15 protein-coding genes are annotated in these 23,693 nt (G+C 46.1%); 6 read left to right on the forward strand and 9 right to left on the reverse strand.

Annotated features, from left to right (window positions below; genetic code table 11):
- Position 1: 1 nt before the first annotated feature.
- The 6 genes from ACE1OE_RS03805 to ACE1OE_RS03830 all read right to left on the reverse strand — a co-directional run bounded on the left by ACE1OE_RS03805 (position 2) and on the right by ACE1OE_RS03830 (position 10,071).
- The gene (locus tag ACE1OE_RS03805) at positions 2–1,027 is read right to left on the reverse strand and encodes a carbohydrate ABC transporter permease (protein WP_449210205.1); all 1,026 of its coding nucleotides are present in this window, start codon (positions 1,025–1,027) and stop codon (positions 2–4) included.
- Complete coding sequence (locus ACE1OE_RS03810; protein WP_449210206.1) at positions 1,024–1,926, reverse strand: carbohydrate ABC transporter permease; 903 nt, start codon at positions 1,924–1,926, stop codon at positions 1,024–1,026. The genes ACE1OE_RS03805 and ACE1OE_RS03810 overlap by 4 nt, the downstream gene beginning before the upstream one ends.
- Positions 1,927–1,965: 39 nt before the next feature.
- The gene (locus tag ACE1OE_RS03815; protein ID WP_449210207.1) at positions 1,966–3,312 is read right to left on the reverse strand and encodes a sugar ABC transporter substrate-binding protein; all 1,347 of its coding nucleotides are present in this window, start codon (positions 3,310–3,312) and stop codon (positions 1,966–1,968) included.
- Positions 3,313–3,673: 361 nt separating this feature from the next.
- Positions 3,674–4,450, reverse strand: a complete 777-nt coding sequence (locus ACE1OE_RS03820; RefSeq protein ID WP_449210208.1) for a hypothetical protein — start codon at positions 4,448–4,450, stop codon at positions 3,674–3,676.
- Positions 4,451–4,461: 11 nt separating this feature from the next.
- Positions 4,462–9,030, reverse strand: a complete 4,569-nt coding sequence (locus ACE1OE_RS03825) for a phosphodiester glycosidase family protein (protein WP_449210209.1) — start codon at positions 9,028–9,030, stop codon at positions 4,462–4,464.
- Positions 9,031–9,321: 291 nt separating this feature from the next.
- Complete coding sequence (locus ACE1OE_RS03830; protein ID WP_372060661.1) at positions 9,322–10,071, reverse strand: DeoR/GlpR family DNA-binding transcription regulator; 750 nt, start codon at positions 10,069–10,071, stop codon at positions 9,322–9,324.
- A 221-nt stretch (positions 10,072–10,292) separates the two neighbouring features.
- Here ACE1OE_RS03830 and ACE1OE_RS03835 point away from each other — a divergent pair, with 221 nt between their 5' ends.
- Positions 10,293–12,638 carry a glycerophosphodiester phosphodiesterase family protein gene (locus ACE1OE_RS03835; RefSeq protein WP_449210210.1) on the forward strand — a complete coding sequence of 782 codons (2,346 nt, stop codon included), beginning with the start codon at positions 10,293–10,295 and terminating at the stop codon, positions 12,636–12,638.
- 85 nt (positions 12,639–12,723) lie between these two features.
- Here the strand turns inward: ACE1OE_RS03835 and ACE1OE_RS03840 are convergent, their stop codons facing one another.
- Genes ACE1OE_RS03840 through dsrO form a run of 3 tightly spaced genes read right to left on the reverse strand, consistent with a single transcriptional unit; the run spans position 12,724 to position 17,719 of the window.
- Positions 12,724–15,816, reverse strand: coding sequence for a molybdopterin-dependent oxidoreductase (locus ACE1OE_RS03840; protein WP_449210211.1), 3,093 nt, complete (start codon positions 15,814–15,816; stop codon positions 12,724–12,726).
- 17 nt (positions 15,817–15,833) lie between these two features.
- On the reverse strand, positions 15,834–16,937 hold the full coding sequence (gene nrfD, locus ACE1OE_RS03845; RefSeq protein ID WP_449210212.1) for an NrfD/PsrC family molybdoenzyme membrane anchor subunit: 1,104 nt from the start codon (positions 16,935–16,937) through the stop codon (positions 15,834–15,836).
- Positions 16,934–17,719, reverse strand: a complete 786-nt coding sequence (gene dsrO, locus ACE1OE_RS03850; RefSeq protein WP_449210213.1) for a sulfate reduction electron transfer complex DsrMKJOP subunit DsrO — start codon at positions 17,717–17,719, stop codon at positions 16,934–16,936. Before dsrO ends, nrfD begins: the two co-directional genes overlap by 4 nt.
- Positions 17,720–17,890: 171 nt before the next feature.
- Between dsrO and ACE1OE_RS03855 the strand changes: the two genes are divergently transcribed.
- The 5 genes from ACE1OE_RS03855 (at position 17,891) to ACE1OE_RS03875 (ending at position 23,693) form a co-directional block, all read left to right on the forward strand.
- Positions 17,891–19,732 carry a sensor histidine kinase gene (locus ACE1OE_RS03855; protein WP_449210214.1) on the forward strand — a complete coding sequence of 614 codons (1,842 nt, stop codon included), beginning with the start codon at positions 17,891–17,893 and terminating at the stop codon, positions 19,730–19,732.
- Between the two features lie 14 nt (positions 19,733–19,746).
- Complete coding sequence (locus tag ACE1OE_RS03860; RefSeq protein WP_449210215.1) at positions 19,747–20,352, forward strand: response regulator transcription factor; 606 nt, start codon at positions 19,747–19,749, stop codon at positions 20,350–20,352.
- Between the two features lie 364 nt (positions 20,353–20,716).
- Positions 20,717–21,937 (forward strand): ABC transporter substrate-binding protein, encoded by a 1,221-nt coding sequence (locus ACE1OE_RS03865; protein WP_449210216.1) that lies wholly within the window; start codon positions 20,717–20,719, stop codon positions 21,935–21,937.
- An 80-nt stretch (positions 21,938–22,017) separates the two neighbouring features.
- On the forward strand, positions 22,018–22,884 hold the full coding sequence (locus ACE1OE_RS03870; protein WP_449210217.1) for a carbohydrate ABC transporter permease: 867 nt from the start codon (positions 22,018–22,020) through the stop codon (positions 22,882–22,884).
- Entirely contained in the window at positions 22,881–23,693 is an 813-nt protein-coding gene (locus ACE1OE_RS03875; RefSeq protein WP_449210218.1) for a carbohydrate ABC transporter permease, read from the forward strand. The genes ACE1OE_RS03870 and ACE1OE_RS03875 overlap by 4 nt, the downstream gene beginning before the upstream one ends.

The following is a 23,693-nucleotide window of genomic DNA, read 5'->3' on the forward strand; positions in this document are numbered from 1 at the left end:
TCTATCCTTTTGTACCACCGACAGAAATTTGCGATAGATATTTTTGGCAGGTTATGTAGAGCACGATACTCGGGATCAAGTAGACCACGGCGACGGCGGTTAATAAGCCATAGTCCGCGCCCATCGAGTCTTCGGCGTAAAAATACAGAAATTGGCTCATGACCCAATGGTTGCTATCAAAGATGAATGAGGTCACGAAGATATACTCTTCCCAACCCTTCAGAAATGAGAAGACACCAATGGCAATGACGCCATTTTTGACTTGAGGTAGCACCACTGCAAAGAAGGCCTGAATACGTGAGGCGCCATCGGTCATGGCGCTCATCTCAATGTCCCAAGAAACGTTATCGAAAAAGCCTTTCATTAAAAAAATGGCAAAGGGCAGTTCAATGGCAGTGGTCACAAGCACGACGCCAAATAGTGAGTCGAGTAGGTTAGACCAATGCAGTAATAAAAATATCGGGATGATGAGGGTAAGCGCGGGAAATGCGTGCAGCATAACCAACCCCTTCATATAGGCCGCGCGACCTGTAAAATTGAAGCGTGACAGATAATAGCCGGCCATAGTGGCGATGGAGCACACCAATACGGTTTGGCCACCGGCAAGCAGGAGCGAGTTGTTTAATGCCTCGAATAACGATGGGGTGGTATTGCCATCTGCTAGGAAGCGATAGCTGTCAAAACTAATGTCATTGCCCGCACGGACGATGATGTTCAGTACCAATACTATAAATAATGATCCATAGATAACCCTTCTTAGTCGAGCATCCTCGATAGCAAAAAGGGTAATGAATGTAGCGATGAGCACGGGGATAAATACGCTTAAGATTTCGCCGATCGCAGATACGTTAACGCTTCCAGTGTCGCCGGCAGTAAACGAGACAAAGAACATCCAGAAATACGGTAGGATCACTGGAATTGTGATCAATGACATCAATATAGTCACTAGCCATTGTCCGCGATTAAGGCGTGTAAACACGGACGATCGATTAAGCCGGCGACGAAAGAGAGAGTTTGATGTACTCATTGTTGTACCTCAATTCTTGGAGTTTGGAGCAGTGCCTTCATGTTGGTGAAGCGCCACATCAAAAGCGAGTATCCGATACCGATTAAGACAAGGATAAGAGCCAATGCTGCGCCGTAACCGTATTGTCCTGACTCAAAGGCCTGTTTATAGACATAAAGTGAGTAAACCGTTGAGTCATAAAATGGCCCGCCGTTGGTGATCAATAACGCGTATTCAAAGGTGACCAGCAGTGAGAGGGATTGAAAAATCGTCACAAAACTTAGCGGCCAACGAATGGCAGGAAGAATAATGTGCCAAACCGTGGCAATTCTTGGAGCGCCATCAACCATTGCTGCATGAAAGAGGTGCTTCGGGATAGACTTAATAGCTGATGTAAAGATTAGCATGCCCATTGATGCACCAATGATGCCATTGGCGAGAATGATCGTGAGCATTGGTGAATCTTGGCGAAGGTCGAGTACGGTTTCCCCCCCGACAGCAAGCCAAACTTGATTAATTAAGCCATACTCGTTTGGGTCTGCTGCCCAGATCCATAATAAGGCATAGATCACACTCGGTGCCATTCGAGGTAATAACCAAAGGGTGGCAAAGACTTTACCTATTCGCTCTGGTAAACACGTGATAGCTAATGAAATAATAAGTGCCAGACCCACGTTAAAAAAGACCAACGTAAACACAACAAATATCAGTGTTTTTGCCATGATCTCCCAAAGCAAACTATCGGCAAATAGCTTGGTAAAATTCTGCGTAGTGAAGTTCTGAATGGATAAATCACGCCCCATATCTGAGAAAGCAATAACAAAATTTACGACAATTGGGGCAATAAAAAGCAAAAACAACAACAAGGTAGCCGGCCCCAAAAATAGGGCCGCATTTCGATTAAAAAGAGAGTTTTTCATACAACCAAAGGAAGGGGCTATGCCCCTTAAGTAGATGGGTTATTTAATGATGATGTCGTCCGACATTTCCATCTCCATGCGCTCGACGACAAACTTAGTTGCGTCGACTGCATTTAGTCGTCCACTTTCAACGCCTTGAATACCTCTAAATAAAATATCGTTATATTTAGCAAGCGATGGGTGGATTGGCATGGCTAATACATCCGAGTTGGCGAGTAATTCAGAGCCTCTGCGGCTGACCCATGCGTCTTGGTATGCTTCGGATTGTTGTTCCTTGTTGTGGATAGCTAAATAACCGGCACTGGTGGCCATTGGTGTGTAATTCTTAGCTTTTAACAGTTCGCCAATTAATCGTACCGCGAGTTCTTTATCTTCCGTTTTTGGGCTGACCGACATACTGAGTGGATGAGACATATTGAATGGTTTTTCGCCTTTCACTGCCGAGGGTATGTTCATCCAACCAACATTAGAAAAATAGCTTTCTTCGCTGTCTTCAGATATACCCATGCTGATCATCTGCGGTACTCCCCAAATACCATGAATCTTGGCAAACGCTTCGCCCTCGCCAAAGGCGCGATGAATGACATCCCAGCTCATTGAAGTGTTGTTTTTCGGAGTGACGTTATTTTTGACATTGCTATCAATCCAAGTCAGAAAATCGGTTAATGCTTGCTGGTTAACCATGAGTTTTCCGGTCTCAGAATCTTGCGCTTGAAAGCCAAAGCTTCTCATGTTCATCAAAAAATCTGGCCCGGTATTAGGGCGGTGGAGTACGCCGTATTTGGCTTGCCCATGTGCCATCACTTCCTTAGTCAAAGCGGAAAGGTCATAGATGGTAAAGTCACCAGCGTTCACTTCTTCAGGGAGTGAATCGATAAATTCTTCGCTTTTACCGATCTCTCTTAGCATGTTTTTATTAAAAAATACCATGCGGGCTTCAGGTAAAAACGGTACGCCCCAGCGCTGCTGTTTGTATGTGACGGTTGGCCAAACCCAGTCAACCATATCGCCAAAAAGCTCAGGATGTTTCGTAAGCTCTTCATCCAACGGTATTGCCGAGCCAGCGTCAGCCAGCGATGCCAACCATTCATGAGCACCAACGTAGATATCTGCGCCACGATTAACCGAGTCTGAGCGTAGGTATTGCAGAACATCTTCATCCCAGCCCTTAGACCGATTGTAGTGAACCTCTACCTTAAGGCGGCGGTCATCACCTGCCGATTCAAGCTGTTGATTGAGTTGTTCAGCGGCTTTGATAACCGTAGGCTCCATCTCAGTTAGGTATTTATCTGAACGCATCCACACTTTCAAATCGATGGTGTCAGCCAGTACGCTCGGTGTTAATAAGCATGCGCCAAGAAACGAAGCAATCAATGAATGTTTCATTGTGTATCCTGTTGAAAAATAGGTTGATTAAAGTACTAAAGAAGAATGCCAAAAGTAGATGTCAGCAATTATTAACTCATGTGAATTAATCATGACGATTTAATGACGTTTTTGACAGTTAGATGGTGCTCCTCAGGCGTGTCATGTGAATATGCCGTGACCTAAAACGGGGGGAAAGGAGGGGGGGGGGGGATAAACGTTAACGGATGCAGCAAGCCTCGAAAAAAGCCATGCAATGGGAAGCGATTTGGGGTTGTGGAGTACGAGAATTTTTCGGGGGAGTCTTAGTGAATAAGGACGATAAAAGGTAGGCACTCACCAAGTGTGGGTGAGTGCCTACTAAGCCTAGCTAGGCAGATGGTTACTGATTGCAGAAAATGTTTGATTCAGCTCGGTCGGAGATTCGAATGACATCAATGGCACCAGTGAACTGTGTGGCATCGGTGTATCCGCCTTTCATCTCGTAGGCAGTGAGCTTGAGTGGTGAGTCACTCAGTATCGGTGATCCTGAGGTACGGGTAAACTCGCCAACCTGTTCACAGTGGTTTATCAAAGAAACCGTTTCGCCATTCGAGACGATTTGGATTTCTTGAAATACTTCGCTGTCGATTGAGGTGAACAACTTTTTTTGGTGTTTATCAAACGTCGCCAATAGTACACCGTCGAGCACCTCAAGGTGCAACGCAAGTCCGTTCTCATTCCATAGCGATAGAATAGAGCCTTGTTCGCCAGTTGCTCGAACGTGGATCGTAAAGATGTCAGATATCGGTCGGCTTTCGAAGTCGCTAAAGGTGTCCGTTTGCAAGCGAGGTTGAGGGGTCTGAACGCCGTTATCGTCTTCAAAGGCTGTGAGGTATATGGCATCACCTAAACGCCCTGAGGTGGCGGTTTCGGCTTTACTGACCTCATTGAGTGTGAGCATGCGATCGCCCTCATCAATCGCATAGAGTTTGTTGTTATGGTTGCTATAGTCAAGATAGCAGTGCTCGGCAAGCTCACAATCTGTATCGGATAACATGGTCCAGAAACCACGTACCTCTTTATCAACGGGAATCAGGTTATCGTTGTAGTGAGTCTCGTTACAGCCAATTAGCACCGCTGTGGAGGCAAGTAGCACAGGAAATAGAGTTTTACTCATCGTTGTTCTCCTTAAAACCCACGTGATGCACGAGGTGTTAAAATGGTACGGTCAATTAGCTGTCCACTTAGGTTTCTGGTGTGAACTTCAAGTGATTCACCTTGGATATGCAGCGTGGTATAGGTGTGTACATTGTCGTCATAGAGGACATCGGCAAATGGTACGATGCCGCCAAAATCAGCATCATAGAACTTCATTGAAGCAGACCCAGCAATGAGGTAAGTTGCACCCGATTCATTAGGTTGTCCGTGCGCCATCGGTAGGCTGCGTGAGTACATGTGATCATGACCTGCGATAACCAAATCAATGCCGGCTTTGTCTACCAGTCTCGGTAGGTAGCGTTTCGGCCATTCATTTCCAGAGTCCTTGTTTCCTTCATAAGGCGGACGGTGCATGAGGAGCAGCTTCCACTTTTGTTCTGACTGAGCCATATCTTCTTCAATCCAGTCAACCATGGTTACCCATTCATCAATAGTAAAGAACTCTGTCGTAATGACACCAATGCGAGCGTTGCCATAATCAAAGCTATAAACAGCTTGCTTGTTTGGTGCATCAAAGGGGCCGTTTGCTGGTGATTTAAAGATAGACTCGTACTTATGACGCCCCTCATTGTAGACTTCATGGTTACCCATAGAAGGCGCAAACATCACAGAACTCATGCGCCCTTCACCCTCCAGTGCCTCAAAGAATTGACGTACGAGTTGATAGTCACTCATGTCCTCGGTCATGTCTCCAACATGAAGGATTAGGTCGGGGTTGGGTAGTTGCGCTTGCATTTTGGCAAAGATCTCAGAAACCAGTTGTGAACCATGGTTTTCGTGGTAGTCGTTGGTTGTCTGAGTATCACCAAATAGATGAATGCGAACTTCCTCGTCTTGACGGTCAGTGGTGAATGAGAACACATCACTCCACGCATCATCGTTACCGACTTGGTAGTGATATTCAGTATCGGCTTGCAAACCAGTTAATGTGGCATGATGGACTCGAACTACGCCCGATTCTGGACCATAAAAGAATGGTAGGATTTCAGATTCTAATTCCACACCGCTTTGGTTGAGGTTGTTGTTTTGACCGAATCGTACGTACGTCTGTTCAGTCTCTGAATCAGTGAACCAAGTGACCTTTACCTCACTCTGATCCTTGCCGGGCATAAAGAAGGCGTAGCGAGGTATCGCAGTAAGTCGCTCTTTCAGTGCCATAAGTTTTGACATTAACGAAGCACCTTCGTTATCAAATGCACGCAACGTAAACTCAATACTGCTGTCGCTATCATCAAATGGAGGGTAACGAACGAGACCAAATTGATCAGTAGTACCAATAAATTCAACGTCGGTGACCAAATCATTGGCTACGTCATAATAAACCCTTTCGACGTCAACTCCTGGGGCAGACACTCCGTTAGCATCAGTGATGAAGATTCGTGCATCTTGATGTGAAATGGTGTGCTCAGTGACGACAATGTACTTGCCGGCGATATCCTTCTTCAATACTGGATAATAAAATGGTTTGCCGTCTAGCTCACCACTAATAACAAGTGATGCTGCGCTGTTTTGAACATAGCCATCAACCGTTAACTCAATCTGGGCTAGGGTGTGAACATTTTCAGAAAAACCGTTAAATGTTCCTTGCCAATATCCATTTTCCTCGATGACATTTTCAAACTCTAGATCTTCAGCAAGAACCTTGAGTGAGGTTTTGGTTGCGTCGTAATTGAGTGATAATGTAAATGTTGAAAAGGTCTCCGCTTTTGTTGCTTGAATAGGCAGATTAAACGTCCCACCCGCGTAAATAGTATCGTGTTCACCACCGATATAGATACGAGCGTCATCCGTAATAACATTGAATAGGCTATCACCAGCAGAGGCGTTACCTAACTTATCAAAAACGCGATAGTCGAGACGGTGCCAGCCGTCATCAAGGTCATGGAGTTTAACCCAGAAGGCGTCGTCACCATTGTTTTCGATCTCTCCGCTTGAGATGATCTCACCATTAAGCTCCAACTCAATACGATCAAAATCGACGCCTGATTCATCAAATACCTGCAGACGAACGGTCACATCTTTACTATTTACGGTATCGCGGTCGGAAGGTGTAAGGGTAACCGACGGACCGGCGAGGTCGGTGTTGACATCATAAATCGCGGTAAAGTTATCAAGAACCACGCTAGTGTCGATACGCTCAGCAGTTTGCAATACAAGGAATCGGAAGGGCTGATCAAAGGTCAAAGGCAGCTCGTGGCCTTCTGGAATATCAGCGGTCATGAAGTTCCACCCGCGGCTTGGAAGAGCTTCACCTTCATTATTGTAATTAATGCCTACTGCATTGCCATCACCGTCACGTAACTGACCTCGAACCCACCATACCTTACCGGCTAATTCTTCTGGAATATAAACATTGACTCCAAGTTGACGAGGATAGCCTGGAAGTTCGGTGATCTTGTCGGTATCGACGACATAGGCGCCAAATGTACCTGGTTGATTTGGGTCCGCTTCCCACGATAATTCTAGAGAATATTCACCATCAAAAACGGGTGTATCTACTTGAGAAATATCGACATTGAGATCACGAGCTCCTATCGCGGATAAATGAGAGATTGAACCTTCAAAGTCTTCAATGATGACTGGTGGTAAGCCAATGTTGATGTCGATAGTCGATTCAAACACTTGATCGTTGTTTGTATAGCTGACGGTGACAGTAACCTCACCGCCCTGAATATCTGCTGCGTAAAAGATACCGGTGTCGGAGTCGATTCGACCGCTATGATTGTTGTCCAGCGTATAGTTCAATGCATGGGGTTCGTAGGTGACAATCTGCCCTGACGCCGTTAATACTGGTAAAATCGTAGTTGATTCGCCTCTGCCTAGTGTAATTTGATCACTACCAAAGTACATCTCATCGATGTCGGTGACGACATTGATTTTAGCAACGCCCTTAAGATGATCCGCGTCTTGAGGGTTTTCACCTAGGTTAGCAATAATAAAACCTTCTGCCGCATTGGCACTGGCTCTAAACGCACCTGAATCGACATCGATTAAGCCGATTGAGCGGTCGTTGATACCAAACTCCACATGCTCACCTGATGCGTGTAACGAATCGCCGTCGTAACCCAGTGCCTTAAACCTACGGTATGTTGAGTTTGCTAAGATGGTCATCTCTTTTGGAAAAATAGCGATGGCATCATCATAAGATGCTCGCTCTGGATTGAGTCGTAGTCCCCACTTTGAAGCGACCACACGTTCAGAACCATCGGACGGAACATTGATGACATGATTATACTTTTCTCCAGGCATGCGCATGGTCATGGTTGTTGAACCTCCACCATCGAGGTTAACGGCATCAACCGCCCCATAAGCTTGCATAATCTGAGCGAGTTTTCTTAGTGTTATGCCATCAGAAAAGGTGCCAATAGGTTTGTCTGCGACTAAAAAAAATCCGGAGCCGTCGGCGCGAATACCAAATGCAGTTCGACCACTAATCGCAGACTCGTCATTATCGGTATGCAATTGCCCATCTTTCACTAACATGACGTTTCTAAAGCCAGCACCAAGTGCGTGCTTTACCTCACTCCAGCGAGGGTCATCGGTCTGGAAGGTCGTGGAGAGTCGGTCACCGTTGACTAAATCGATATCGGGAGAAGTGACAAGAATATGCCCCGCAGGCACGATATAGTTTGTGTCGTCTTCGATGACTTGTACAACATCACCCTCGAAAGGCGCGAACTGGGCAATGGCAGAACCATCGTCTTCATTCGCAACAACGCTGACACCATTGATTTGTGGTTTCACAAGTGCACCGGTACGGCCAGTTAAGTCCACAGTACCTCGGTAGCGGTCACCAGGGTAAACGTTGAGGTTACCGCCTTCTTGAGAAAAAGAGTGTGTGGTATAGTTTTCTTTGTCGAAGTAATACACATTGGCAACACTGCCTTGGTACTGGTCGTTAATGCCCCACGTGAGCTCAAAGTTTGGGGCATGTTCCCAGATAGCTAAGGAGTCATCTTGGTTGACGATGATGACGGCTTCTTGTGAAACCCCCCAACCAGTAAAGTTCTCACCATCGATTGTCACTGCACCTAGATTCCAACCATTGACCATGTTGTAAGGGTCTGCGTTGATTGCCCCGATAACATTATGCCCTTGGTCGATAAGGTGATTGACTGAATCAGTGGTGGTTTCCATACTGAACTGCCCTGTAGAACGTTCAATAGGAATCAAATCAATACCCGCGCCGCTGGTGAAATCCATCGTCATAATATCGGAATCACGAGTGTGGTTTAGCGTACCGCGTGTCAACATTAGATCTTGGTTTACTGGATATTCATGGTAATGGTTGATTTCGGTAGGCACTTGCTCGTTCGGATGCCCTGTTACATCCATGACCTTAGGGGGAATAGCAGGTTTAATTCGATCAACGAGGTCGCTTGGCGGATCAATAATATTGGCGACAAAATTCTCTCCGCCTGGGTTTCCATCAATGTAGTCACGGTCTTCTGATTCTGAATTACATCCAACAACCAAAGCAGCCACAATACTTACTGACAGTAAATTCCGAACCTGAGGAATGTACTCTTTCAATAACATGCGTTTATATCTCCTATAAAAAATCGTGACGACAGTAAGTGAGCGAGATGAATGTTGCATGTATGGTTTATTGCACAAAAAAGTCTAAACATTAAAATAATATTACATTGGGAATTGTTTTTGATTTAAGTTTATGAGTAGACTGAATAAAATGACGTAGTTATCAAAATTATAAAAATAACTAAGAAGCGATTTGTTACATTTTTCATTCATCGTTCACATAATATTATATTGTTCAGTTTGTAATTATTTAATTCCCATATCTCAATATATCGTATGGATTTTGGTTATTTAATTGGATATAACTCTAACTGAATGTTTTTGACAAAGTTGTTTAATTTCTTGGGTTTCTATGTCTGTGATTAATATGTCTATATTGGCTAGCTTTTCACAAAATACCGATGCGTGTCTGCCTAGTTTTGTATGGTCGGCTAGGATCACTTTCTGCTTGGCGTTTGATAGCATCACTCGAGATAACTCAGCTTCTTCATAATTGAACTCTAGTAGATCGCCATTTTTGTCAATGGCACCCACACCACAAAAGGCAATATCAGCCCTGAAACTATTGAGGAAGTTGGCAGTAGCATAGCCCGTCACGTCTCTTTGACGGTTACGCACGCGACCGCCGGACAACCATACTTCAGAGTTGCTGTTTTCCAGGGCTGTCGCAACATCTAAATTATTGGTGATGACCTTAATCGGAGATTTGATACTGATTAAAGAGGCAAGGTTTGCGGTGGTTGAACCGTAACCAAGAAAGACAGTTTGACCCGGTAAGATATGCCTAGCTGCAATTTTGGCAATAAGAGCTTTTCCTTGACTGTTATTGCTAATTCTTTGGTTGTAATGAGTATTATCCATACTAGCAGGCAGTGTTACACCGCCATGTACACGACGTGCTTGCCCTTGATCACACAGCTCATTGATGTCTCGACATATTGTTTGTGGCGTAACAGAAAACAATTTTGCGAGTGCGTTGGTTGTAATTGTGCCATTTTTATCTAATAGAGTGAGGATCTCTGGTTTTCTACAATTTGTCATGCTGATTCCTATATTAAAGTTTTCATATGAAAATAATCTGAATATATTTCTTAACAGTTAATTAATGAGGTTAAATAAGGCTGCATTTGTAATTATCTGTAAAAACCAAGAGTTTTCTAATGAAAAATATGAGGGTTTTTCTCACAGAATGTTCATTAAGGTGAAAGAGGATATTAATTCATCGCCTATAGGATAATAACTATCTAATAAGGAGATGTTAAATGTCTAACAATAAACTATGGGTGACGTCTTTTGTCGCTTTGACGCTAGTAGGATGCAGTGATGATAAAGATGACAACACCGTTGTCGAGTCAAATGTCATTGTGTATGAGAATTTTGAAGGTATTGAAGAGGGTAGCCTGCCTGAAGGGTGGGATATCATTACCAATATTGGTGATGCTTATATCGAAGATGGCTCCTTGTATATTGATGGACGAGCAGATAACTACACCGCGACTGCGATTGAACTTCCACAAGTGGTAGCTAGCCATGCTAACTATAAAGTTGAAGTGAACTTTACCATAGCTGAGGCGAACAATAGCTCTCGTTGGGGGGGAATTAAATATCGTATCGCCGGTGACCAGCCATACTACCAGATGGCAATTAGACAAGGGGCGACAAGCGGTAATGGAACTGAGCTCTCTTCTCGATACAATGACGAATGGGATGTCATGGATACGATGGCGTTTGATCAAGATATTGATTCAGAGCAGATCTATACAGCGACAATTACAACTTTTGGTAATCGAGTTCAACAGACATTAAATGGTCAGGTTTTGCACGACGCAGACATATTACCAATGCTTGGCAATGTTGGTTTGCAGGCGGCAGGCGCAGTGCTTAAAGTACAAGATATCAAGATCACTGAACAGCATGAACCGTTACCAAAGCTCGAGCAAATCTACACAGTCAACGAGCCAGAGACAAATATCGCGATGGCCCCATCTATTGTGACAACCAATGTGCAAGCCCTTGATGACCTGCAATCTCTTCCAGTATCGAATGCGTGGTTGCAGCTTGATGCTAACCTTGACCTTACTTCGTTACATGGTATGTCGCTTGGTAGCTTAGCTGAACTGCTAGAGATGGATCTTAATACTATTCCTGTTATTCGGATGTCCAATGACGTTGACCCATTGAAATTATCGGAACTATTGAACAAGACAAAATCGTTGGATGTGACTGTGGTATCGGATAATGTCGATGCTTTGCAGGTTTTACGTCAGGCGTCACCAAATGTACGAAGTGCCTTTGAGTTCTTACCGCAAAGTGATGATCAGTCGATCTCTAATTGGCATGACGTGGTGAGTGATACCACTCGTTCGAAGTCACGCATTGTAGTTGTGCCACAAAACTGGGCAACAAAAGAAAATATGCGTTATTTGCAGCGTCGCTTGCTAACGGTGTGGGTGGTAGCTGATGAAGCAGAATCGACTGCTGACCTAATGACATTGGGTGCCCATGGACTTGTTGTTGATGATACCGATACAATTAATCAGGCATTGACGGCCTTTCCTGAAAACTCTCTGATAAGAAAGCCATTGTTTATTGGCCATCGAGGCGTGCCTTCGCTGTTGCCAGAAAATACCTTAGAGAGCGCGGTAAAAGCGTTGGAATTAGGCGTCGATGGTAATGAGTATGATGTTTACTTATCGGCAGATAATCATGTTGTGGTGATCCATGATGCGACGGTTGACAGAACGACCGATGGCACGGGGCTTATCGAAGAGATGAGCTTAGCTGAGATTAAACAATTGAATATACTCAATATCGATGGCTCTGTTTCTGATATGAAAGTCCCAACACTAGATGAGTTTTTCGAGACTTTCAAAGGTGAGGAGATGACTCATTTCTTAGAAATAAAGAGTGGTAACCCACTCATCGTGGACGAAATTTCACGAGTAACAGAGCGATATGATGTGGCAGACCAGCTGATTGTGATTGCGTTTAGTGAAGAGCAGGCTAAGCGAATGGGAGATGTGATGCCGGAGATCCCCGTTGGTTTGTTAACTGGGCATTCTGAAGGTAGAGATGAGAACGCAACGTTGCTGTCTATGCTTAAAAAAGTGCAGCCTATCTCCACCACCTATAACCCATCTTACGCTGCGTTAGCAAATAGCACGGTAGAAGCAGCCAAGCATCGAGGTGTAACGGTTTGGCCATGGACTTACCGTAACGAGCAAGATCAGCAGCGTGACTATGCCGCTGGTATTCACGGCTTGACGACCGATTATATCCAATGGAGCAGCGATTTCGTAACGGATATTGAAGTGGAAGCGCATGACTTAACCGTTGATGTAGACGCGGTTATTGCGGTTGATGCGACAATCAAAACTCAAATAGGAGAATTGAGTACATGGGATGCGAATCACTTTGTGGTGATTGAGAGCTCGGCAGACTACCAACTTGATGACAGCGGTAAACTGATATTTACAACAAGTGGGGAAGCACAAATACTTGCGCGGTATTTCCATGAGTTTGATGCAGTTGAAGAGAGTAACGAAGACCAACACAATGTTGATGGTTACCATATATTTTCTGCGCCAATTACGGTGACAATTAATTAGAGTGAGCAAGACCTGTCGCCTTGTGGGAAGCACCCACAAGGCGACGTTATTACGACTCGTCTACCCTTTTAGCTACTCAAGCTGATTAGGCTTTACGAATTTTAGCCGGTAAAGACTGCCTAGCCGCGGCACCCACCACCCAATCCAGCATTACCCCTTTGCCTTGTCGCGTCGGATCGATCAGGCCAATGTCATTGATATTTACGCCATCGCCTCTCATTGCTTTAACCGGTTGCTGTTGATCGCCAATCCAGTGCGCGCGCTCTCCGAGTTCACTGTGACCGAAGCCATGTTCAAACCCGAGTGTGCCTGGTCGAATGCCATCCACTACCATAGCTAAAGCTTCAGTACTGGCGTCAGGTGTTTCTACAACACAGTGGTCACCAGTTTGTATACCGGCCTTTTGTGCATCTGACGGATGGATGTAAACCGGGTTCACCCCTTTAATCGAATTCAAACGAGGTGATAAATTCGATACCGCGCTATGAATGTTAGACTTAAAGTTGGTGAGGCTGAACGGCCACTCACTGCTAGGATATTGCTCTTCAAGTGGCGTACCGTCGCTCAGTTTTTGCGGGTGCCATGTCGGACATCCACTGTAAAATTCACCCGTCATGGTGTTTCTGGAGGTGCCGAGTTTTTCATTCCAGATGGCCAGTGGTTTCGTCCACTTATGCTTCATCAGCTCACCTTGATAGGTTTGCGATGCATCCTCAAAACGACCGCCACGAGCAAAGATAAACGCCACACGCTTGAGCTCATCGGGCGTAAGGGTTTTCTGCATGGCAGGCATGAGTCTTTCTAGTCCTGACCAAACAATATCTTCGGCAGATACGTCCGGAACGCCACCTTTTACAAATGCGAGGTTTGCGGCAGAGCGAAGATAAAAATCTTCCGCAGTATGGATGCCATGCCATTGTCCGTTAGCATCAGGAATCGCCTTGTCACCAAAACCGCCTAACTTCATTTTTTTAGCGACATCAATGAGAAAATCTTCTAGGCAAATCGCTCGGCCATCTGCGGTTTTCTCTGTGCGTGGTTCAACGACAGGCCAGCGAGCCGTGACGGTTTTTACCGGCACATCGTGCCAAGGCGTGGCCATCCCCCAGCTTTCATAGGTCACGGTGTCAGGCACAATATAATCAGACAGTGCGGTGGTTTCATTGATGAATGCGTCGATCGAGATGATCAGCCCCAATTCTTTAGGATCCTTGAGTTTGTCTTCCAGCAGGGTTTTCAAGCCAGGCACACCATAAATCGGATTAGCCATGTGGTTGATCCATGCTTTCGCTCGATACGGATAGCCATCGATAGCGGCAGACAAATGCTCGGTTAACAATGGCGCTGATATAGGGTACCAAGGCGCACGAGTAGGGTAGGGCGACTGACCCGCCGCCACGCGTCGTTTGTATTCGCTGCTTTTTTGGTAAGGAAACTTGCTGCGTGAAAGGAACACACCTTTAGGTGCGGTTTTGCCCGCGAACTGGGTGAAATCATAACGCGGGCCTTTACCGGATGTTGGGTAGCCACCCGCTTTCGCCATGGCGCCGCCCTTACGATTAATGTTCCCAACCAAGGCATTGAGCATGACAATTGTGAAGGCATTGTAGAAACCATTGGTGTGCATATTGCCACCGTGGGTATCAACCACAGCCTTTGTACCGTAGCTGGTGAATCGCTCAGCGAGAGCGCTGATCTCGGTTTCAGCAATGCCACATTGTTGGCTGTAGAACGTGAGGTCGTGTTTAAAGGCTTCCTCTCTTAATCTTTGTAGCGATGACTTGACCCGTACCACTTCACCTGCCAGCTCAATATCGCGATCGACAAAGAGCGTTGCTTCATTGGCCTGCGTATTGATGCCTAGCGTGTTGCTTTGCGCATCGACAATCACATAGGGATCCGTATCGGATTGCGCCTCTCCCACAAAAGGCAGATTCATATCAGAGGCGCGTAAAAAACTGCCTTGGCGAGGGTGGTTAGGATCACTAATCACCAGGTGAGTGGCATTACACCAATGCGCCGTACCGGCCTTCTTCATTGCACTTACGCCGGGCTGGGCTAGGAATGTTGCGTTATAGCGTTCGTTGTCAATAATCCAGCGAATCATCCCCAGCACAAGCGCAGAGTCACTGGCGGGTTTGATGGGAATCCAGTTATTGTTGTCGCCCGCCGCTAAGCTGGATGAGCCTGCCGGTAAGCTTGGCGTAATGATGGTATATTCAAGTTTGCCTTCTGTGCGTGCTTTTGCAAGCTGACGGGCTTGGCGCTTAAACGGGTTACCCGCTTGTGCCGGTGACATACCAATAAAAATCACATACTCAGCGTTGTCGAAGTCAGGTTTTAGATGAGCAAATTTGTCGAGATCGTTCATGAACGCGCCACTGCCAGCTCGGAATGCATAGCCGCAGTATGAACCATGGTGTCCAAAGTTCCGTGTACCAAAACTATTGAAAGCAAAGCGTTTTAGTATGTCATCACGTCCCTCATTACCTGCATTGGTCATCAGTAATTGGTTGGATTTGGGTCCATATTCAGGGTTGAGAGGGTCAACGGGTGTCTCTAAATCACGAATCGCGGCCAAGCCATCTACGTGTCCCTCGCCAAATAAATCACCACCTTCAACGACTTCGTTAATGAGTTGCTCGTAACTGATGGGTTGCCATTTCCCTTCGCCGCGTTTCCCCACTCGTTTAAGCGGTTGCGTGATTCGATAAGGGCTATTGCGGATTTCCATCATGCCATTACCTCGGGCACACGCCGTTGAGCGTCCCTCTAATCCTGACTCTCCAGCCAAGCCTAGATAGGCATCTTTTACTGGCGTTTCAAACGGTATATGATTTTGATGTGAAAGTGGGTGATAAGGGTTACCACTGATGCGTAATATCTCGTCATTTCGGTTATCAATACGAACACGAAGGCCACATAGTGTCCAACATCCAAAACACATCGACGGTGCAACCCGCTGGTTTGGGTTGGGGATCAGGTTACCATTTGAATTTACGCTGTACTCAGGCTCAAGTGAATTACCGTGATGGATATCTCGAGTCTTCTGCCCAGCAGTCCCCTCAATTACCCCTTCAACCATGTGTTTAGTTGTAGTCGCATAACCCGCTGCAAACGCGCCTAGACCACCTACCGCAATACCTGATTTCAAAAATTGACGACGTTTATTATCCATTGTGAAACCCTCTTAAATTAGTGGTGGGTAAGCGTAGTGCTGACCGATGTGTCTTCCGTTGAGTCGACGAGCTCAGAAGCGAGCATTGCTAATGCTACCCAAAGCCCAAACATGCCAACAATGCCTAATAGTCCGCTGCTTCCGGTCGGAAGAATATAGGGGTATGGGCCAACATCAAATTTGGCGATAGTTTGTACATCCATCATGGTGACCCAACGAGTGACCCAACACGTCGCCAAGGTGATCAGTGCCAAAATTACTAATCCCAGCGGTTGGTATTGGTCCTTGAGAATGAGGCGTGAAGCGAGTACGCAAACAAGCAAAGAAACACTGACGATGGCCAAATTCACCACCCAACTATGATTTTCAAATAGCGAAAATGAGGCGTTATTTGACGCCCAAATAGGGACGAGAATGAACGCCAGTATTGCGCTGATCGTTGTTGAGCGTTTAAGCAAATGAATATCTGTCGCAGAGAGTGCGTGACGGTGTTCTCTGCCAGTGAATAACAACCAAAGAATTAATGAAAAACCAATCGCACCAAGAAAAGCGGTGGTAAACCAAAGTAATGGCGAAGCCGGCTGATGCCAAAGTGATCGCGCTTGAACCACGGCGATCTCAGCCCCCGTGTAGAGTGCGATAGATAAGCCAGAAACCACGGTCAATACGGCGACACTGAGCATGAGACGTCGAGAGGTTGGCCAATGACCAAGCGATAGCACCGCGAAGCGTCTCAAAATAGCATTATCGTTATGTTTCAATCGCATCAGGTCGTTACGTAGGTACAGCCATGCTGTCCCAACTGCGAGTCCGGAAAAAACAGGCAGAAAAATTGAACCGAGTGACATCCACGACCAAGGGGTTAAGTGGGTATAAAAATGCCATGCTCGGCCAGGTTGGTGTAAGTCGCCGGTTAACGCTAGTGGGCCGACAATCGCGCCAATCGCTAATGTCAGTACGAGAGCGGCACGCAGGCGATGGGTGGTTTGACCGTGAAAAACTAGGGCGATCAAAAACAGAATCGCGGCAGCATAAGCCGAACCGATGTAGAAAAAGTATTGTACTGCCCACGGAAGCCAAGCAGACGCTTGAGCGGGGACTAGGATTTCGGTGATGTTCATACCTTTTCTCCTTTATTGTGGCTGCTGTCTTGTGGGTCATAAATAGCAGGCTGACCTTGCACGTGGCTTGTGAAGCGCTCATTCATGCCGATATAAAACACATGAGGCTTGGTGTTTTCTTCCGGTTTGAGGACCTTAATATCGTCTTGATGTTCGGTAAGTAAGCGGCGAATTTCACTGGACGGGTCATTGATGTCACCGATCACACGAGCGCCACCGACACAGGTTTCGACGCAAGCAGGAAGTAAGCCTTGCTCAAGGCGGTGGGCACAAAAGGTGCATTTATCGGCGGTGAGTGTCTCTTCATTGATGAAGCGAGCGTCATAAGGGCAAGCTTGGACGCAATAGGCACAGGCGACACAGCGGCTATTGTCTACCATGACGATGCCATCTTCGCGCTGGAATGTGGCTTGAACGGGGCAAACGGCCACACATGGCGGGTTCTCGCAATGGTTACACAGCCTAGGTAGCATGAACGATTTGACTTCTTTAGAGCTTTTGGAGCCGTCGTCTAGCGTGACTTCATACTGCTTAACCGTGGTACGAAACTGGCCGATAGGGGCTTGGTTTTCGATACTGCACCCGACCGTGCATGCCTGGCAGCCGACACATTTTCTAAGGTCGACGACCATCGCGTAGCGTTTACCTACCTGTCCCTTTCGATCTGGTTCATTGTTATTGCGAATCACGGTGCCCGCCGTAGCGGTGTTAATCCCTGCGATCGGGATGAGCGCAGCGCCTGCGGTGACGGCGCTGAGAAAGCGTCGTTTAGAAGAGTCCATAACTTACCTGCTAAGATTAATGGGGGCTTGTTTCTATTGTGATAAAAGTGGATCTTGCGTGATATTGTGGATTTCCACATACTCGAATCAAACTTGATCCAAAACAAATACGGTTCGCTAGGGGAGGCTGTTATTCTGTTGTCGAATTTTTCATTTCAGAGTGGCTTTAGCATGATAAATCGGCAGGGCTTTGTGTGTGTTTTTATCGCGGTGATAATGGCCGGGTGGTTTGGTCAGGCTAACGCGACGCAAGCTTCCAGCCGCGACGGTGCCGCCGACGTTCAATTCACTCATCCTCAAAGAGAGAAGCCCGAAGTCATGGTGAGTGTGCTCGCGATTCGTGGTCATCTTTATGCCACCCAACGTTGGCAGCCGACGATTGATTGGCTGAATCAGAAGATTCCAGAAGCCCATTTTGTTTTCAAGCCATTGGATCTCGATGGCATGACGAAAGCGGTGCAAGAGCAGAACATCGATTTTGTGTTGACCAACCCAGGTCAAGCCGTTCGGCTAGGTCGTCAGTACGAGTTATCATGGATAGCGACAGTGACTAACCGAGCGCCCAATAAAACGAACGACGGTATTGGTTCTGCATTGGTTGTACGCGTGGACTCATCTTATGAGACGTTACAAGATGTACAAGGCTTGCCATTGGCCGCGGTATCAGACAAGGCATTTGGAGGGTACCTTACACTGCGCTACGAACTGGTTCAGCAAGGCATAAACCCCAATGACTTTTTTGCCGATGTGCGCTATTTGGGCTTTCCCATTGATGCCAACCTCTATCAGCTTCGTGATAGAAATGTTGAGGCAGCCGTTGTTCCTGCCTGCCTTCTTGAAACGATGGTTAAAGAAGGGTTACTCGATGCTGGAAAGTTTCGAGTGGTTAACGCTCAACCCATCGAGCATTTTAATTGTCAGGTGTCGACACCGCTTTATCCCAATTGGTCGATGGCCAAAACCGAGCGTGGTTCGGCGGTGTTGGCGAAAAAAATAGCGCAAGTGCTATTGGATATGCCTTCCGATGCCCCTGCCGCGGTATCCGCTGGTGTATCTGGCTGGACCCCACCGGTGAGCTTATTGTCTATCGACAAGCTTTATCAAGCATTAGATCTTCACCCCTTACAACAACCTTGGTGGAAAGAAGCATTTCGTTGGTTGCGGTTTCATCAAGAATGGGCGTGGGCGTTATTCATTTTTATTATCGTTCTTAATGGCTATCATTTTTGGCTAGAGTATCGATTCAGTAAAAGTAAAAAAGCGCTGGAGCTCACCGTTCATCGGTTGAAAGAAAAAAGTGAGATGCTGGAACATTCACAACGGGTTGCCATTGTTGGTGAGATGGGTAGCAGCGTCGCACATGAGATTAATCAACCGCTTGCTGCTATTCGTAATTACAGTGAGGGAGGGTTATTACGAGTAGCGAAACAGCGGCCAGTGGAAGACATTGGACCGATATTTGAAAAAATACAGGGGCAGGTGGAGAGAATTGATGCGATTGTTAGTCGCCTGCGCACGTTAATTAAAAAACGCAGCGTCGACAAACAAGATTGCGATGTACAGGACATCATCGAAGACACGATTGAGTTGCTGAACTTTCGTGTACAAAAGTCGAGCGTTAACCTTCATCATACATATGAAGGGGTACCCAAAAATATTGTGGCGGATATGGTAGGGCTACAACAGGTGCTGGTGAATGTCATTAGTAATGCACTTGATGCGTGCGTGTCTTATCAAGAACAAAGCGGCGATCACTTTCATGCCAAGATTGACGTGCATACTGAGTATACGCTCCGTGGGGTGAGTATTCGTATCTGTGACAATGGAACCGGTTTGATTCATGATGATCCGACGAGCGCCTTTGTTAGCACGAAAGAAGGCGGGTTGGGGCTCGGATTGGCCATTTGCAGTGACGTGATTGAGATGCATAACGGTGAGTTTTCCATTTCTTCATTGCAACCGCATGGCTGCGTCGTTGAGATGTTTTTCCCTTATGAACAGCCAACAAAATAGTGAAAGGAATATCAATGACAGAAGTCGATATGTTACTCCCTGTTTACGTCGTCGATGACGATGAGTCAGTGTGTGATTCGTTAGAGTTTATGTTGGAAGAATATGGTTTTAGGGTGGCGACATTTAGCGATGGACAACAATTTCTGGACTCGGTCGATATTACAGAACCTGGCTGCGTGGTATTAGATAGTCGAATGCCGAGACTACGAGGGCAGCAAGTTCATCAATACCTAAATGATGCGAAAAGTCCTTTAGCGGTGATTTTTCTTACCGGCCATGGTGATGTACCAATGGCGGTCGATGCGCTGCAAGCTGGCGCGGTGAATTTTTTCCAAAAACCAGTCAAAGGAAGCGAGTTGGCGCAAGCCATTCGAGATGGTTTGCTTCATTCTTCGTGTGCAATGGAGTCACAATCAGCACGCGCGGCATTCGATACCTTGACGGCCAGAGAGCGAGACATTCTGCGCTTGATCATTGAGGGCAAACGCAATCAACGTATTGCTGACGAACTATGCATTGCCATGCGTACAGTTGAAGTCCATCGCTCAAGTTTGTTGAAAAAACTGTCGGCCAAGACGGTTGCGGAGCTTTCTTATATTTATGGTAAGTATCAAGCTTAGTTTTTAATGACGTGTGTTGTGTGCTGCGGCTTATGACTTTGCTTGCTTGATATTATGGATATAAATTCGATTGATTTGTACGCGCGTGCAAAGTATATGAATAACCATCGCCTATCTGGCTAATCAAAGAGGTAACGTCAGTAATACGTGATTAATTAACACCTTCTACCTTTCGCCCCTATACCATCAAGGTACACCTGTTCGCACTCGAAAAATCGTAACGCCGTTTTTAGAACATTACGGTCTTGTATTACAACGATCATATGCACGTAACCTAACTGAAATCTTCATTCTTTATTGTATTCGTATTGAAAATGAACACGCGTGCAAAAGCTCGCATTATTACGGAAACAAGGAGAATGTCATGTTCCAACGTGCAATAGTGACCACTGCGTTGCTTGCGGCAACCTGTACCGCTGCCGCAACAGAGTTAGTCATCGCAGGACGAGATAGTAGTTATGGCGAAGCCATGCAGTTTGTCGTGGATGAGTACAACAAGATAAAACCAGACACGGATGTGACGTTAGTTAAACGACCAAACAATGGTCTATATGAGAGCGTGGTTTTGTCAATGCGTGAGAAAACGGGTCACTATGATGTCATTTTGATGGACGACACGTGGGCCCCCGAGTTTATGACTAACCAATGGCTTGCTCCGTTATCAAAAAGTGTCGAAGACACTGACTTTGTTCAAGCTCCCTTTGATATTGGTCGTTACCCTGATGCAACGGGGCCGGCATATGCAATGCCAATGGTTGGCAATGTGGCTATGTTTGCATGGAATCGAGCACAGTTTGAACAACACGCTTTAGCTCAGCCTAAATCTTGGACGGATGTCTTGAACGCTGCTCAGAAGATTAGCCAATCAAGTGACACAAATGGCGTGGTTTTTCGCGGTGTAAAAGGCAACCCAATAGTCACTGGGTTCCTACCTATTTTATGGGGTTATGGCGCGGATGTTGTCGATGAAAACGGTGCGCCGACACTCAATACTCCAGAAGCTAAACAGGCACTGGAAACGTTCCTAGCGATGAAGGAATACGCGCCACGTGGAGTGGATGTGTATAACGCTGATGAAGTCAGAACATCATTACAAAAAGGAACCGCGGCGATGGCCATTGAAGTGTGGCCGGCATGGGTTCCTGACCTCGATAATGCCGAGTTATCTAATGTTGTTGGAGATATGGAAATCGTTGCGCCGCCTGCCGAGGTGGGGTCTCCTGCACCAATGCTAGGGATTTGGCAGCTGGCGATTCCTGCTGATGCAAAAAACAAACTAGAAGCGGAAGCGTTCTTAAAGTTTGCGACAAGCGCTGAAATTCAAAAGGCGTTGGCACTGGATTTTGGTATGCCACCAACTCGTGAGAGTGTTTATCTCGACGATGATGTTGTCGCTAAATACCGTTGGTATCCACAACAAGCCGAGGCTTTGAAAACGGGTAAAGCACGTCCACGTATTCATAACTGGGCGGAGGTTGAAAGCATTTTAGGAGACTTCTTGCAGCTAGCGATGATGGGACAAATGACAGCAGAGCAAGCTCTCAACCAAGCACAACAGCGAATCGCTCGTATCGTTAAAGCGTAAATTTCTCATCAACAACGAGCCTGTTGCTCTTCACACGCAAATAAAGTGTGGCGGACGATGGGCTATTTTCAGGTTTATCTATGCTGTTTGAAAACCGTAAGCAATTGACGATGCTTCTTATTCCCGCGGTGACGTTGCTGGGGCTACTCACTGTTTACCCAATTACTTCTGTTGTTTACAACGCGTTTGGAAACACAGGACCGGCTGAACAATATCAGTTTGTCGGATTATCGAATTTTAGAGTTCTCTTCGATGACTTTTTCTTTGTGTCTGCAATTAAGAACACCTTCACATTTGCCATGGTTGCGTCATCGGCGCAGGTGTTGTTAGGGCTGGGTTTAGCGCTGCTGTTTCATCGTCAGTTCCCTGGACGGCGGTTTGCTCTGCCAATCATCATTTATCCAATGATGATCTCGACCCTTGTTTGTTCGTCTATTTGGCGTTCTTGGTATCACTATGATTTTGGACTACTCAATACCGTCTTGGTATCGATAGGTCTACCTGCACAAGAATGGTTGTTTAATCCAGATTTGGCGCTTTATGCCATTGCGCTGGTGGATACTTGGCAATGGACGCCAATGGCCTTTTTGATCATCTTAGCGGGTTTGCAATCCGTGCCTAAAGACATTAATGAGGCAGCGATGGTTGACGGTGCGAAAGGATGGGGCTCGTTTTGGTACATCACCTTGCCATTGATTCAAAAACAGGTATTGCTGGCGTTTTTGTTGCGCTCAATTGATACGTTTAAGTTGTTCGACAAGGTGTATGTCATGACGGGAGGTGGGCCGGGTAATGCGACCGAAACATTGTCAATGTTTGTCTATAAATACGGTTTTCGATTTTTTGATTTAGGAATGGCAAGTGCATCGGCGTTGATTATGCTCGCTATTTCACTGGCGATGACCCTCGTCTATGCGCAAAAAGTCGTCAAAGGAGGTAAACAATGAGATTACAATTTCATTCTCTGTTTGTCTGGTGCGCGGTAGGATTAATGATCTTGCCTATTATTTGGATGTTTGGCACGGCATTTAAGTCCCCGGGAGAAATTCTACATTCAGGGGCTCAGTTATTACCGAAAACGATGAGTTTTGAGTCGTTTCAGACGCTTTGGCACGGAGATTTACTCCCGCTCATTAGCAACACGTTAATCGTTTCGCTTTCAGCGACTGTCGTATCGGTGGTGGTGGCATTTTTTGCGGCGTACGCGTTAGTTCGCTACCAGTTCCCGGCGAAGTTAGATAATGTTTTTCTGTTATCTGTATTGATTATTAAGATGATGCCACCGATTGTTGTCGCCATTCCTTTGTACTCGTTTATGAATCAAATTGGTTTGCTCAATACTAAGTTGGGTCTGGTGTTGTCCTATCAGGTCTACACTCTGCCATTTTGTATCTGGATGCTTCTTGGGTTTATTCGCGACATTCCGCTAGAAATTGAAGAGGCGGGCGCCATGGATGGCGCACATCTATTTAAGCGCTTGGGTTACATTGTATTCCCACTATGCGCACCTGGGCTTGTGGCGACAGCGATATTTTCCATGATACTAGGTTGGAACGAATTCTTATTCTCGCTGCTGTTTATTCATACGCCTGACAAGTTCACCATCCCATTATTTATCTCTAATTTTATGACGGAAGACGGCACTGCATGGGGTGAGTTGATGGCGATCGGCATCATCTCGTCGTTACCTATGTTAGCGCTTGCCGGCTATATGCAGCGCTATCTGCTGCGTGGTTTTTCGATGGGATTAAAGTAG

The organism is Vibrio sp. E150_011, assembly GCF_053544015.1.